Genomic DNA, 14,242 nt, shown 5'->3' on the forward strand with positions numbered 1-14,242 from the left:
ATCTCTGCGTGAGTGAACTAGTGGCGGACGCGCGGCAGTTGTCGCCATCAGCGCAGGAGGCACTGCGGATGCGGGCGGTGGCCGCGTTGGTGGCGGGCCGCGACCGTGAGGATGTCGCTGGGGTGTTCCAGGTCTCGCTCAAGGCGGTGGACAACTGGTGGCCGAAGTGGCTGGTCGGCGGACGCGAGGCGCTCGTGGCCCAGCCGCGTGGGCGCCGGGTTGGCGAACATCAGGCTCTCGGCGCGGTCGAGCAGCAGGCGATCCGGCAGGCCGTGCTGGATCACCGGCCCTGTGACCTGGGGTTGGCGGGGCAGCTGTGGACGCGGGCCGGGGTGGGGGATCTGATCGCGAAGCTGTACCGGGTGCGGCTGACCGAGCAAGGGGTGGGCAAGTACCTGCGCCGGTGGGGCCTGTCGTTCCAGCGCCCGGACAAGCGGGCCGTCGAGCAGGACGCGGAAGCGGTCCGCGTCTGGCGGGAGGAGAAGTGGCCGGCTCCGGGTAAAGACGCGCCCAGTATTCCCCATGCCCTGCCCCGCTTCTCGCGGCCCTTTCCTGCTGGACACGGAGCCGCTTGAGGGCCTGGACCATGTCGGAGCCCAGCGCAGTGGTGCGCGCTGGCGTCGGCCTTGGGCCGGCGTCGGCCTTGGGGTCGCTATTTCTGGCGCGGAGGCGTGGGTTGAGGACACCCCTGCCAGAGGCTGCTCAATCACACGGCAACTTCGCGAGTTCGATTCCCGTCACCCGCTCCGCGAAGAAGGCCCTGGTCGGAGACCAGGGCCTTCTTCGTCGTTTGGTCCTCTGTGGGGTCCCATGCTGTCGCGGCGTGTGGCGCTGCTTCATCCGGACACTCCCGAGGGCCGGACCGTCCGGACAATCCGGATCGCCACGCCCCGAGGACCATCCAAACCCTGCAGGTGATCGGTGCGCCCGGGAGGGCAGTACGCAAGTTTCCGCCATTTGTTCGAGTTCCGCCCTGCGGCTTCCCCCTGTGGCAGACGATCTTTCTGTTTCCAATTGAGGGTGGAGTGAGACATGTTCGGATCCGCGCGTCGCGGGATCGTCTTCGTCCTGGCATCAGCGCTATTGACCACTGTCGGGGTAGCAGATCCCGCCTGGGCCCGGCCAGCGGCCGAACGGGGGGAGCAACGCACGGTACCGGCTGCGCAGATGCGCACAGCGAAGGACCTGCCGAAGCCGCCCAAGGCGATGACCTTGAAAGAGCGCAGGGCACAGGTGGGCAGCTCCCGGGGCGATCACTCGCCGATGCGCGAGTTCGTTCGACCCAGGCCACCGCAACGGTCCGCAAAGCCGGCTGCCAAACCTGACAAGCCGCTGGAACACGGCCCGGCGGCGGCGCCCGCGGCCGGTTCCGGGGCGCGCGCCGCGGCAGGAGTGCCCAACCCGGACTGGGTCACCTCCTACGCGACCGCCTACCCGGCGACACTGTCGATCGGTGGGCACACGAAGTTCTCCTCGGTCTCAGCCTCGTCCGTCTCCGGGCTGTGGCTGTACGTCATGGACGAGCAGCAGAGACCGGTTCACCAGCAGGAGATCAAGCGCTCCACCGACGACCCGTCGGGTAAGTACCTGGAGAACGGGGCCTGGTGCTACGGCTGGTGGGCGTCCGACTCCTACCCCGCCGACCAGTGCTTCTGGTGGAGCTCCAGCCTCCTCGGCGGGCATCTCCAGGACGGCAAGAAGTACTACGCCTGGATCTTCCTGATGGGAGCTGACGGTTCGTCGAGCCCGGGAGGGACGACCTCGCCGCTCGTCGAGGCTTTCTATACCCCGGACATTCCCGGGGCGCAGGCCGGACTCTGCACCTGCTACGGGCAGGCGTACCGCGCGGACCCGGTCAACACCGCGACGGGCATGTTCTACGACCGGAGCACGGACGCCTCGCTGGTGGGTGTCGGCACCCCCTTCTCGCTGGAGCGTACGTACCGCTCCGACTCGGCCACCGTCGGCCTCCTGGGCCGGGGCTGGTCGACTCCCTTCGACTCCACGCTGACGATCGCGGCCGGCACCAGCGCGACGCTGCTGACGGCCGACGGCGCCCGGGTCGTCTTCAGAGAGCAGGCAGGCGGAACCTACAGCGCCCCAGCCGGCTCAGGGCTGAAGCTGGCCAAGGCGGATACGTCGTTCACCGTCACCAGCCCCGACCAGACCCGGCGCTCGTACAGCGCCTCGGGCCGGCTGACCTCCATCACCGACCGCAGCGGCCAGGGACTCACGCTCACCTACACCTCCGGCCGTCTCACGTCCGTGAAGGACGCGGCGGGGCGGACCATCCCGTTCGCCCTCGACGCGGCGGGGCTGCTGACCAAGATGTCGCTGCCTGACGGGACATCAGTCTCGTACGGCTACACCGGCGGCCTGCTGACATCCGCGACGGACCAGGCCGGCAAGACATCGGTCTACACCTACGACACGAACAAGCGGCTGGCCACCGCCACCGGCCGGGGCGGCGGAAAGGTCTCCAACACCTACGACGCGGCAGGGCGGGTCACCTCCCAGACGGACAGCTCGGGCAAGACGACCACCTTCACGCGGGACAACAAACGCGAGTCCCACACGACCGATCCCAATGGCGGCGTCTGGACCGATGTCTACTCCGGCAACGTGCTGCTGGAGAGCATCAACCCGTACGGCAAAAAAGTCTCGTACAGCTACGACCGCCACCTGCGCCCCGTCGCGATCACGGACGCGAACAACAACACCACCGAGATGACGTACGACGCGGCAGGCCGGATGGCCACGCGGAAGTCCCCGTCCTCGGCCGGGCTGACGGAGAGCTGGACGTACGACGCGACGGGGAACCTGACCAGGCATACCGACAGCCGGGGCAAGACCTGGGCGTACACCTACGACGCGGCCAACCGGATCGTATCCAGCACTGATCCCGCCGGCGGCAAGGTCAGCTACACGTACACGGCTCGCGGTGCCCTCAGCAGTGTCACCACACCACGGGGCAAGACCACGTCCTACGCCTATGACGCGGCCGGAAACCGCACCGCGGTGACCACGCCGCTGGGTGAGAAGACGACCCTCCGCTACGACGCTGCCGGCCGGGTCACAGCGCTGACCGACCCGCGCGGCAATGCCGCGGGCGCCGACCCGGACGCCTTCACCACGGCCTACACCTACGAGGGGCGCGGCCTGCTCAGCACCGCGACGGACCCGCTGGGCCGCACGACCACGTACGGCTACGACAACGCGGGCCGTCTCACCTCGGTGAAGGACCCGGCGGACCGCACCACCACCTACGCGTACGACACCTCCGGTCGGCACACCAGGACCACCAACCCGGCCGGCAAGATCGAGACCCGCACCTACGACGCCAACGGCAACCTGGCATCGGTGACGGACGCCCTCGGCAATAAGACCACCCACACCTACGACAAGGCCAACCGGCTGATCAGCACCGTCTCGCCGCGCGGCAACGTGCCCGGGGCGAACGCCGCGGCCTTCACCACCAGCTACGGCTACGACGCCAACGGCAACAGCACCAAGGTGACCGACCCCTCGGGGGCCGTAACCACCACTGGCCACGACGCGCTGGGCCGCGTCACCTCCGTCACCAACGCTCTCGGGCAGATCAGCAAGACCTCGTACGACGGCAACGACAACGTCCTCACCAGCACCGACCCTCGCGGCAAGGTCACCCGCCACACCTATACCGACACGGGCCTGCTCGCGACCTCTACCGATCCGCTCGGCAAGGTCACGTCCTTCGGCCACGACGCCGACGGCAACCGGACGAGCCTGACCACGCCCTTGGGACACAAGACCACCTGGACCTACGACGCCGACGGCCGCCTGGCCACCGAGGTCGACCCCCGGGGCAACGTCACCGGCGCGAACCCGGCGCAGTTCACCACGGCCTACGCCTACGACGTCGCGGGCAACCAGACCAAGGTGACGAACCCGCTGGGCAAGACGACCAGCACCGCCTACGACGCGGCGAACCAGGCCGTGACGGCGACCGACGAACTGGACAGAACGACCAGGACCGACTACGACGCACTCGGCCGGATCACCAAGGTGACCGGACCGGACAACGCCGTCACCGGCTACACGTACAACACGGCCGGTGACCTCGCCACGCGCAAGGACCCTAACGGCCACACCACCACCTACGGGTACGACAGCACGGGACGGCAGACCTCCGTCACCGACCCGCTCGGCCGCACCACGACCGTCGGCTACGACCCCGACGGCAACTCCACCACCGTTACCAACGCCCGCGGCATCACCGCCACTTCCACCGTCGACGCCCGCGGCCTGCCCACCGCCGTCTCCTACAGCGACGCCACGCCCCAGGCTTCAGCCACGTACGACGCCCTGGGCCGGCGCAAGACGGTCACGGACGCCACCGGCACCCGGACCATGACCTACGACGCGGTCGGACGGCCGACCAGCGTCACTCCGGGCACGGGCAAGGGCTCGTACGGCTACACCTACGACGACGCGGGACGTCTGACCTCGCGCAGCATCGACTACACCGCTCCCCGGCAACTGGACTGGAGCGGAGCCGTCCAGACGACGTCCGGGGACCTCAACGCAGACGGATATACGGACGTCGTCCGGACGGATGCCACCAACGGCATCCGCACCTTCCTCGGCCGTTCGGACGGCACCTTCGCCACCGGCACCATCCTCACCGGCTCGGGCAGTGGATTCCAGCAGATCCTCACCATCGAGTACACCGGCGACGGCAAGCTCGACCTGCTGGCGATTGACCGGGCGACGGGCCGCCTCCTGCGCTACACCGGCGACGGGAAGGGCGGCTTCGCCGCCCCCTTCGATCTCGGGACCGGCTGGGGCCCGATGACATTGACGCCGGGCGACTTCGACAAGGACGGCAAGGCCGACTTCCTGGCCATCAGCTCAACCGCCAACCGGCTGTACCTCTACCCCGGAGACGGCGCCGGCGACTTCGAGGCCCGCACCGACCTGGGCTCCGGCTGGGGCGCGTACCGGATCGTGCTCATCGAGTACAACGGCGACGGCAAGCTCGACATCCTCGCCATCAAACCGTCCGACGGCCACCTGTACTTCTACCCCGGAGACGGCACCGGCGGCTTCAACGCCCGCACCGACCTCGGCGGTGGCTGGGGCGCGATGCAGCTCGTGCCAGGCGAGTTCAACAACGACGACAAGGCCGACTTCCTGGCCGTCGACACCACCAACCACAAGCTGCGTTTCTACCCGGGCAACGGCACCGGCGGGTTCGGCACATACATCCTCCAACCGGACGATTGGACGCCGTACAAAATCCCCAGCGTGGGGCGCTTCGGCTCCGCCACACACCAAGACATCATCGCGCCGGACAACGCCAATCGGCTGCGCACGTGGAACGGCGACGGCAAGGGCCACCTGACAGGCGCCGCCATCGCGACCGGCCCCGCCACGGGCAGCAAGGTCACCTACGGCTACGACGCCGACGGGCGCCACACCAGCCAGTCGGGCTCGGCAGGCACCCTCTCCTACGCCTACGACCCCGCGGGCCGACTCACTGCCAGCACGCTCCCGACAGCCAACGGCCACACCGAGAAACGCGCCTACGACAACGCCGGACGCCTGAACACTGTCACCAACAGCAAGAACGGTGACGTTCTCACCGGCCGGCAGCTCACCCTCGACGACGCAGGGCGCACCACCCGGATCGCCGTCACCCGCGCCGGCCAGGCAGCGAGCTACCAGTACTACACCTACGACAGCGCCGACCGGCTCCTCACGGACTGCGCCTCGGGCACCCAGGCCACCTCCTGCCCCGACCTCCCCGGCGCCACCACCTACACCTACGACTCCGTCGGCAACCGCAAGACCCAGACCAAACCCGGTGCCACGACCACCTACACCTACGACGGTGCCGACCAACTCACCGCCACCACCACCGGCTCCAACCACCGCGGTTTCACCTACGACGCCGACGGAAACCAGACCTCGGACGGGGCCAACACCTTCGCCTACGACGCGAAGAACCAACTGACCTCTCTCACCACCGAGTCGGGCACCTACGCCTTCACCTACGACGCAGACGGTCACCGGACCAAGGCCGCCAAGGGCACCACCGTCCTGCGGACCACCTCGTGGGACCTCAACGGCTCTCTCGCCACCATCGGGGCCGAGTACAACCCCAGCGGCACGATGACCGCCGAATACCAGTACAACCCGCTCGGCCAGGTCCAGGCCCAAACCGCCGGCGGCAGCAACTACTACTTCCACCATGACCAGCTCGGCTCCGTCACCGACGTGACCGACGCGGCCGGAACGGCGCGGATCCGCTACGACTACACCGCGTTCGGTGAAGCCACCAGGACCGACGTCGCCGCCAACCCGCCGGCCAACCCCTTCACCTACACGGGCGCCTACACCGAGCCCGCCACCAGCGCGGCCGGCTACTACCTGCGCGCCCGCAACTACGACCCGGCCACCGGACGATTCACCGGCACCGACCCCGCCGTCCTGCCGACCGGCACCCCCTCCATCTCGGCCTACGCCTACGCCAACAACACACCCACCCGGTACACCGACCCGACCGGATGGAGCCCGGACGACCCCACCGACGATCACGTCGAGTCCCTCGGCGAGGGACTCAAGGTCTTCGGCGAAGGCTTCGTCCAGGGCCTCAAACTGCCCTTCGAATTCGTCGGAGACGTCTACAACGCCTTCACCGGCGCGAACGGCGGCGCCGGCGGCTTCCTCGACAAGTACCTCCCCGTCCGACCCGCCTACCGCCTCTACCGGGCCGCCGAGATGTTCCGCGGCCAAGGGTGCGAGGCGCTGTACGACGCCTACAGCAAGGCCGCAGACGAACTCGCGGGGCAGATCGCCCTCACAGGGCTCGGTGGGCTCTCCGGCTGGCAGCGGAATGCTGTGAATCCCACAGTTCGCGGGCATAACGTTCCCACGCACGGCAAGGGTGTAGGTCCTGCGGCGACGCGCATCCCGGGTGGTCGTGCGGATGGACAAGCCGTCATTGCTGGGCATGGTTGGTACGTTCGAGGCACGGGCGACACGCGGATGCCCAGCGGAACCTGGGGATACTTCTACGTAGAGGACGGCATTGGTCTTCGGCAGTCGGTGGGCCTCGCGGTCGAGAAGGGAGAAAAGATCAAACCGTCAGAGATCGTCGGGCCTGGCAAGTCGCTCCCGAACTACACAGTAGCGCCCGGGGATGACCTCAGGATGATGTCTGGATCGATCACGGTGAGCAGAGACACCTTGCTGAGCGAGATCCTCAAGCCCAACATGGGCCCGGTACACCTCGCGATCTGCCGGAAGCACTGCGATCCACGACGCTGAGGAGCAGCAGATGACCTACTATCCTGACCTGTCCCCGTATGCCTACGATCAGTCGCCTCGCGACATGCTCAACGTGGGATGGCTATCTGCGGAGCACAGGTACTCCAAGGGGCTCGTGGACGAACGCGTGGTGAACGCCCTGAAGGTTCTGTGCGTCACGTATGAGAACCAGATGCGTGGCATTCATCACTGCGAGTTCTGTGACGCGGGCAGGCCCTTCGTCTTCGGCGGACCAGTCGGCGATACGAAGGTCCTGCTCGGCTCAGCGGAAATCCGGATAACAGGGGCCGACGGCATCTGCTACGCCGCGCCGAACCTGGTGCTGCACTACATCCTGGAGCACCAGTACTGCCCGCCGGAGGAGTTCTGCCAGGCAGCAGTCCGGGCTGTGGGCCTCGAAGCAACTGACGAGCTGACCCTGGTGGAATAGCGGACGTGGGGGCGGCGGGGCGCTGTGCCGACCGATGGGGAGCCCCTTGTCCTCATCACGCGTGAGCGATGCGTGAGCGGACGGAGCAGCAGGAGCCTTCATACGCCGGACGGAACACCATGCCGCGTGGCACTGACTAGGCAGAACAGCACCGCGCGGCACGGTCTGGAACCGCCCGGCACGGATTCGATCCCACTCCTAAAGCGGGTGTCGCAGGTTCGAATCCTGCCGGGGGCACAGCAGAACACCAGGTCAGAGGCCCTTCCGTCCGGCGGACGGGAGGGCCTCTGCGGTGGCAGCACACATACGGCACCGACGCCGCGGCCACCTACAGTTGCTGCTCCCACGGATTGACCACCAGAGCCCCGGTTCGGGCCATGTGCTTGATGTTGCATGTGGCCACCGTCCAGCCGCTGGCCAGGGCGGTGGCGGCGATCACAGGGCATCCGGTGGGTCGATGCTGGTGCCGGCGGCCTTGAGCGTCTTGTGGATGGTGAGGTAGGCGGCCGCTTCCGGTTCGCCGATCGGTGCGATGCGGTCACGGAATTCGTGCCGTACCGCAGCGAGGGCTTGTGCGTAGCGGGCTTGCCTAACGGGGTCCGGGGCGGCGGCAACGCCAGCCTCGATCTCGGCGACGGTGATCACGCTCAGGAAGCGGTTGGGGCGGGCCGTGGACCGGAACCAGGCCAGGACGCGCGGGTCGGGCTTCGCCCGGGTCGTGAGCTCGGCGACGACATTGGTGTCGAACAGGTAGATCACTCGGCGTCCGTCTGCGCATCGTAGGAGCGGGCGCCGAACTCCAGACCCTCGAAGGGCCGGGAGAGCAGGAATTCCTCGAAGCCGTCGTTGCTCAGCGTCACCCAGCGGTGCAGCATCTCGGGCAGAGCCTCGATCTCCGTGTCGGCGAGCTCCGCGTCGAAGTGCCGACGCTGGTCCTCAGGCAGGGACTCCCGGATGTCACGGATGGTCCGCAGCGGATGCGGCGACGGGCGCGGCGGGTGAGGCACACCGCTCGGAGCTGTGGTCATCGGCATCCCCTCCGCGTGCATCGGGCTGCGTACTGCTGCTGGTCCCAGGTTACGGGTTTCCGCCTGCCCGCTCACAACTTTGGGACGAGGGCGGGGCATCCGTCAGCCTGGCCGCCGAGCGACAGCGGCAGTTCTTACGGCGTGCGCCTGGTCGTCCTCGTCAACAGGTACCGCCCCCAACCAAGTGGCCGGCCGGAACGGATTCGGCACACATGAGGCAGGGAAGCCTCGCGAACACGTGAGAACTGCCGAGTAGAGTTTTCCCAGGCCAGACAGCTAGCAGCAGACATTTGCGCAGGTCACAGCCCCGCCCAGGGAAATCTCCTAAAGCGGGTGTCGCAGGTTCGAATCCTGCCGGGGGCACCAGCGAAAAGACCCCCAGCCGATCATGGCTGGGGGTCTTTGACATCTACGGATGACATCAACGGGCACGGTCACTGCGGGCCGGGACGCCTCTTGAGCAGCCGGTCCATGAAGTTTCCCTACTTCATCAAGTGCTCGCTGCCCGACCAGGTTCGGGCGGCGAGCCGATCGACTGCCAGCCCGCCGCAGCACTGCCCAGCCACACGGGAGGGCTTCCTCCCCTTCGCGCAAGGCGCCGGAGTGGCCCCCGGAAGGCAGCAACAACACCAGGGCACCGGCACCGGGGCACCGCGGTGGAAGCTCGGGAGAACACCACAGTTGACGCTTGAGGCGTCTGCTTTCCCGGCCTCCTGAACAGCGGTGCTGTCTGATGCAGAGATCAGAGGTGCCGCGCACAGCGCGGCGGCGCCGGCCGGGGGTGCGCGAGATCCAGTACCGCAGCAGATCATCGACGGCTGCCTCGCCGGGACCGGCCTGATCCGTCACGAAATCACGAATTTCAAAGTAGGTGAACTCGGGGCTTATCGGGCCATCCCTGGTCACCGATCGGCCGCTGCCCGATAACTTTTTGACCGGTGTACATCAGGCCATCTACATTCCGCGCTGGCTTGTTCTTTCGGACCGGCCCCCACCGCTCGTCCCTGGGGGGACCCATGCACTGGTACATCGACGTCCTCAAGAAGTACGCCGCATTCAGCGGGCGCGCCCGCCGCCAGGAATACTGGATGTTCACGCTCATCAGCTCGATCATCTATATCGCGCTGATGGCCATCGACATCAGCCTCCTTGGCACCGGCGTCATCGCCGTGATCTACGAGCTCGCCGTCCTGCTCCCCAGCCTCGCAGTCAGCGTCCGCCGCCTCCACGACACGGGACGCTCCGGCTGGTGGCTGCTCATCGCCCTGGTCCCGCTGGTGGGAGTTATCGTCCTGCTGGTCTTCCTGGCCAGCGACGGCAAGCCGGAGGAGAATGAGCACGGCCCGAACCCGAAGCTGGCCGCCGCGGCTGCCTGACATTCGCCCGCTCACGGTGGCCCCTCAACCCAGGAGGCTGACGGGCCACCGTTGTTGACCGTTCTCACGAGAGCTCCGTCAACTGCAGTCCGTGCCACAACCGCGCCGGATCGGGCGGGGAGTCACGGGGAGCCCCGGTAACTGGCAGGGACAGCAGCCGACATCCGCCGAAGCCGTCATGCGGCAGGTCACAGCCCAACTGGCCTCACCTCGCTCCTGAAGCGGGTGTCGCAGGTTCGAATCCTGCCGGGGGCACCAACGAAAAGACCACCCCTCAGCGTTGAGGGGTGGTCTTTGACATTCACGTTCGACTCAACGGCATCGGGCAATCACGACCGGGCCGCCTCTTCTGGCTGTGCCCGAGGATCTCCATCACGACACGGGGAGCCACCCCGACCGCGGTGAGCAGCGACGCACAGCCGTGCCGGGCATCACGCAGCCGGATCACGCGGAGGCCGGCGGATTCGGCAACGTGGGTGAAGGAGCGGCACACGTTGCGCGGCTCGACCGGTCGGCCGTTGCGTGTGCCGAAGACGTACCCGCCCTCATCCCAGGACTCCCCCCGCGCGCTGCTTGGCGGCGGTCTGCCGCATCCGGTGCCAGCGAAGCGGCGCTATGCACATCGCCGGCTACGAGGGACCGGAGCAGGAGCTGGTCCCCCGGCGCCGGGGTCTCACGGGTGCGCGCAACCAACGCAGGTGAGCGCCCCCTACCCTCCCCGGAGGGAGAACAGGGGGCCGCGGTCGTCAGGATCGTCGGCGGTCGGCAGGCAGGCCGAGCACGGGCCCTGCGAGATCACCATGTACTTGAAGGCGTTCGAGGAACTGCGGGGCATGGCGGTGTACGGGGCGTCAGCCCGCGCGCTGATAGTGAAAGCCGTCGAAGGGCTGCATTGACCCAGGGCGCGCAAAGGTGCTTGCGCGCCCTGACCAGGGGAGAACGGGGAGCGTTGGCCCACGGCCTTCGGCCGTTGCAGTGCGCGAGTAGCGCTGACCCGGCGTTGTGGTGGCGTGGGTGGGTGTTTACAGTGGGCCGCTCATTCGCTCGCCGTGTCGTGCATCCGGCGGGTGCGTCTTCATACTCTGGGGAGATTCATGCGCAAGCGCGCAATCTTCGCTGTGCTCACCGCTGCCGCCGCACTGGGTGGACTCACCGTCCCTGCGGCGTACGCGGACGAGACCGTCGGCGACATCCAGATCAACGGCGTCGCCGTCAACGGCGGCAAGAACATAGTGGTTGGCACCACCGACACCACGGTCATGGTTTCGGTGACCGCCACCGACCCCTCGGGCATCTGGGACGCCGACTTCCACCTGTGGCGCGGCTCCGATCCCGACAACCCCGACGGCTACATCACGCCCGACCAGAACACCACTCCGGCCGACTGCGTCGCCGCCAGCTCGACCACCTCCACCTGCTCCAAGACGTTCACGTTCGAGCCGAACTGGTGGCTCACCAACGCCGACGCCGGGACGTGGAAGGTCGGTGTCGAGGTGTCGGCCGAGGACGACAGCTGGGCTGTCAGGGACGCCTACACGACCACCCGCGTACAGCGGCACTCCACGCTGACCGTCAACGCGGGTCCGGAGCCGGTGGCCAGCGGGAAGACGCTCACCGTGACCGGCAAGCTGTCCCGCGCGAACTGGGACACCGGCGCTTACGCGGGCTACACCGCCCAGCCGGTCAAGCTTCAGTTCCGCAAGGCCGGCACCAGTACGTACAGCACCGTCAAGACCGTGAACACCTCCAGCACTGGTGGTCTCACAACTACCGTCACCGCATCCACGGACGGTTACTGGCGCTGGAGCTTCGCCGGTACGACGACCACCCCTGCCGTCTCGGCAGCCGGCGACTACGTCGACGTGCAGTAGCAGGAGAAGTCAGTAGGAGGAGAAGTAGGGAACCGGCCCGCCCCTGCGCCCTCGCGCCTTGGCGCTGGGGCGCAGGGGGCTGGAGCGAGTTGGCCAACCGGTCAGGTGTCGGTGGCCGCCCATGGACTGTCAGTGGTGGGTGGCAGGCTTGCGTGCATGAATGCCGACACATTTGGCGGACGTCCGATCCCGCCCATGAACGCCGACGAACGGACCACACTGGAGGGCTGGCTCGAGTTCCAACGGGCCACGCTCGTCATGAAGTGCGAGGGGCTGGACGACCGGCGGTTGCGGGAGGCGTCTGTCGCGCCCTCGTCGTTGACGCTGCTCGGGCTTGTCCAGCACATGGCCGAGGTCGAACGCAACTGGTTCCAGCGGGTGGTCGCGGGTCTGGACGTCCCGGCGGTGTACGGGGAGGACGACGGCGCGGACGGCGATGGGACCGACAGGGGGTTCGGGCTCGTCGAGGGGCGGGGCATCGACGACGCGTTGCGGGTCTGGCGGGACGAGATCGCCCGTGGTCGTGAGATATGTGCCGGGCGGGCACTGACGGAGACGGTGCAGTACCGCGACCAGGAAATGAGCCTCCGCTGGATCTACGTGCACCTGATCGAGGAGTACGCCCGGCACAACGGCCACGCGGACCTCGTGCGGGAGCGCATCGACGGCACGTCGGGGGTCTGAGGCATCAGCTGGGGAGCGGTGGCTGAGGTGGTGGTTGGGTGGTAGTGGGGTAGTGGCTGGAGTTGTTACTCGCGGCAGGTCAGTTTCATCTGGGCCGCCGCGTGGTGGGCGCCGACCAAGTCGGCGTCGCCCCAGTCGCGGCCCCGGTCGAGGAGCTGTACCGCGAGCCTGCCGTCCTTGACCTCGTAGCTTCCGACGGACACCAGGCTGCCCCGGTGGGCGGTCTGGCGTACGGCGAAGGCGGCGTACGACGACTCCTTGTCGTCGGGGTCGGCGAGCAGCCGGTAGAAGGTGGGGTTGCCCGCCACGTCGGTGTCGCGATGGCTCTTGGGTACGTACATGGACAGCGCGCACTCGTCAAAGCTGTCGCCGACCTGCCAGGACCAGGTCGCGGAGTTGTCGCGGTCCTTGTCGGGAGAGCCCGACATGGGGACGGCGGAGAAGCGTCCGTCGCAAGAACGGTCTTCCCACCCGCCGGACTTGACCGTGTACCAGCCCGCGTCACCGTTCTCGAACCTGCCTGACTCCTCGTAGTGGCCGGAGGAGCAGCCGGGTCCCGCCCATGCCGTGTACGAGGGGTGCGGATGCTGGACGGGCGGTGGCTTGGGCGGCTTCTTCTCCGGGGGGCGGGGATTGGCGGGCGGGCTGCTCCGGTCCCGGCTCGGGGTCGGCTTCGCCGGAGTGCCGGGCGGGCCGGTCGGGCCGATCCGGGTCGGTACTCCGCGGGCCAGGTCGTCCGCGTTGCCCGCCGGGCCGCCCGACGTACCGCCGTCGCTGTCGCCGTCCGTGTCGGCCAGCAGCGTGGCCGACGTGACGAGCACCGCCAGTACGACGACAACTGCCGTCGCCAGCAGCGCCTTCCGGGTGCGGGAAAGTGTGGACAGCCGGCCCACCACGGTCTCGCGGGCGACCCAGGACCCGCTCGCCACCCGGCCGTCGCCCGCGACTGTCCCACAGACCGGGCAGCCCATGCCCGGCAGCGCTGCCCTTTGTCCGCCACCGCACCGTTCGCACACCATGAGGACCTTCTCGCGCCCGAGCTAATTGAGCTTGTGGAGCTTGTGGATCACCTGAACAGTCGGCCGGCCAGTAGTTCAAGGCGCCAACTATGCATGAGGTCACGGGTGCTAGACAGGGGTTGCGCGGTATTCAGCGCCGCGCCCCCGCCCCCTCCTCAGTCGTCCTCCGGATCCGTTGCCAACTCGCCGCCCACGTCCACCAAGCCGTCACCGTCCCGGCCCCGTGGCTGCAGTTCCACCTGGATGCGGTGGCTCGTGTCGTTCGCCGTCGTCCTGCCCACGTCCGCCGTGACCACCCCGATGCGCAGGCCGCCCTTGCCGCCGGTCTCGCGGCGGACCTGGACCGTGAATTCCAGGCTCACCTTCTCCACCCGGAAACGCAGCCCGCTCTCCCTGCCCCGGCGCTGAGCCTCCTCCAGATCGGCTCGCACCTGGCTGATCACGTCCGCCAGTTCCACACCCTGCGCCGCGTCGTCCATGTTCAACCTGCTCACATCCCCCGCTGCAGCCGAGGCCCCATTGT

9 protein-coding genes and 3 pseudogenes are annotated in these 14,242 nt (G+C 68.0%); 7 read left to right on the plus strand and 5 right to left on the minus strand.

Translation table 11 applies throughout. The features are described from left to right. Positions 1-68: 68 nt before the first annotated feature. From J7E91_RS07275 to J7E91_RS07285, 3 genes and pseudogenes are all read left to right on the plus strand, one after another. A pseudogene (locus J7E91_RS07275) lies at positions 69-494 on the plus strand (winged helix-turn-helix domain-containing protein); the annotation flags it as partial. Between the two features lie 673 nt (positions 495-1,167). Continuing rightward, positions 1,168-7,311: an FG-GAP-like repeat-containing protein gene (locus J7E91_RS07280; protein WP_214900075.1), complete on the plus strand. Its 6,144-nt coding sequence runs from the start codon at positions 1,168-1,170 to the stop codon at positions 7,309-7,311. 10 nt (positions 7,312-7,321) lie between these two features. Next, a complete protein-coding gene (locus J7E91_RS07285) occupies positions 7,322-7,741 on the plus strand; it encodes a hypothetical protein (RefSeq protein ID WP_214900077.1) in 420 nt (139 codons plus the stop codon). 435 nt (positions 7,742-8,176) lie between these two features. Here J7E91_RS07285 and J7E91_RS07290 read toward each other — a convergent pair whose 3' ends face one another. Both J7E91_RS07290 and J7E91_RS07295 read right to left on the minus strand, forming a co-directional pair. Next, positions 8,177-8,500, minus strand: a complete 324-nt coding sequence (locus J7E91_RS07290; protein WP_251015301.1) for a PIN domain-containing protein — start codon at positions 8,498-8,500, stop codon at positions 8,177-8,179. Then, positions 8,497-8,769, minus strand: a complete 273-nt coding sequence (locus J7E91_RS07295) for a hypothetical protein (RefSeq protein WP_214900078.1) — start codon at positions 8,767-8,769, stop codon at positions 8,497-8,499. Before J7E91_RS07295 ends, J7E91_RS07290 begins: the two co-directional genes overlap by 4 nt. 1,016 nt (positions 8,770-9,785) lie before the next feature. Here J7E91_RS07295 and J7E91_RS07300 point away from each other — a divergent pair. Continuing rightward, positions 9,786-10,145 (plus strand): DUF805 domain-containing protein, encoded by a 360-nt coding sequence (locus tag J7E91_RS07300; RefSeq protein ID WP_214900079.1) that lies wholly within the window; start codon positions 9,786-9,788, stop codon positions 10,143-10,145. A gap of 349 nt (positions 10,146-10,494) precedes the next feature. Here the strand turns inward: J7E91_RS07300 and J7E91_RS07305 are convergent. Continuing rightward, positions 10,495-10,774, minus strand: a pseudogene (locus J7E91_RS07305) (tyrosine-type recombinase/integrase); the annotation flags it as partial. A 156-nt stretch (positions 10,775-10,930) separates the two neighbouring features. Here J7E91_RS07305 and J7E91_RS35725 point away from each other — a divergent pair. The 3 genes and pseudogenes from J7E91_RS35725 to J7E91_RS07315 form a co-directional block, all read left to right on the plus strand. Further along, positions 10,931-11,041 (plus strand): annotated as a pseudogene (locus J7E91_RS35725) (transcriptional regulator); the annotation flags it as partial. A gap of 198 nt (positions 11,042-11,239) precedes the next feature. After that, positions 11,240-12,016 carry a DUF5707 domain-containing protein gene (locus J7E91_RS07310; RefSeq protein WP_214900080.1) on the plus strand — a complete coding sequence of 259 codons (777 nt, stop codon included), beginning with the start codon at positions 11,240-11,242 and terminating at the stop codon, positions 12,014-12,016. 195 nt (positions 12,017-12,211) lie between these two features. Next, positions 12,212-12,700 (plus strand): DinB family protein, encoded by a 489-nt coding sequence (locus tag J7E91_RS07315; RefSeq protein WP_251015302.1) that lies wholly within the window; start codon positions 12,212-12,214, stop codon positions 12,698-12,700. Between the two features lie 65 nt (positions 12,701-12,765). Here J7E91_RS07315 and J7E91_RS07320 read toward each other — a convergent pair whose 3' ends face one another. Then, a complete protein-coding gene (locus J7E91_RS07320; RefSeq protein ID WP_251015303.1) occupies positions 12,766-13,719 on the minus strand; it encodes an adhesin in 954 nt (317 codons plus the stop codon). Positions 13,720-13,874: 155 nt separating this feature from the next. Then, positions 13,875-14,213, minus strand: coding sequence for a trypco2 family protein (locus tag J7E91_RS07325; protein WP_308376149.1), 339 nt, complete (start codon positions 14,211-14,213; stop codon positions 13,875-13,877). Between the last annotated feature and the right edge of the window lie 29 nt (positions 14,214-14,242).

It is taken from the genome of Streptomyces sp. ISL-99, assembly GCF_018614005.1.
In the GTDB taxonomy this organism is placed as follows: Bacteria; Actinomycetota; Actinomycetes; order Streptomycetales; family Streptomycetaceae; genus Streptomyces; species Streptomyces flavidovirens.

Coding starts and splice junctions, on each gene's coding strand:
- J7E91_RS07280 (WP_214900075.1), top strand. CDS start 1,168: ATGCGCACAGCGAAGGACCTGCCGAAGCCGCCCAAGGCGATGACCTTG.
- J7E91_RS07285 (WP_214900077.1), top strand. CDS start 7,322: ATGACCTACTATCCTGACCTGTCCCCGTATGCCTACGATCAGTCGCCT.
- J7E91_RS07295 (WP_214900078.1), bottom strand. CDS start 8,769: ATGACCACAGCTCCGAGCGGTGTGCCTCACCCGCCGCGCCCGTCGCCG.
- J7E91_RS07300 (WP_214900079.1), top strand. CDS start 9,786: ATGCACTGGTACATCGACGTCCTCAAGAAGTACGCCGCATTCAGCGGG.
- J7E91_RS07310 (WP_214900080.1), top strand. CDS start 11,240: ATGCGCAAGCGCGCAATCTTCGCTGTGCTCACCGCTGCCGCCGCACTG.
- J7E91_RS07315 (WP_251015302.1), top strand. CDS start 12,212: ATGAACGCCGACGAACGGACCACACTGGAGGGCTGGCTCGAGTTCCAA.
- J7E91_RS07320 (WP_251015303.1), bottom strand. CDS start 13,719: ATGGTGTGCGAACGGTGCGGTGGCGGACAAAGGGCAGCGCTGCCGGGC.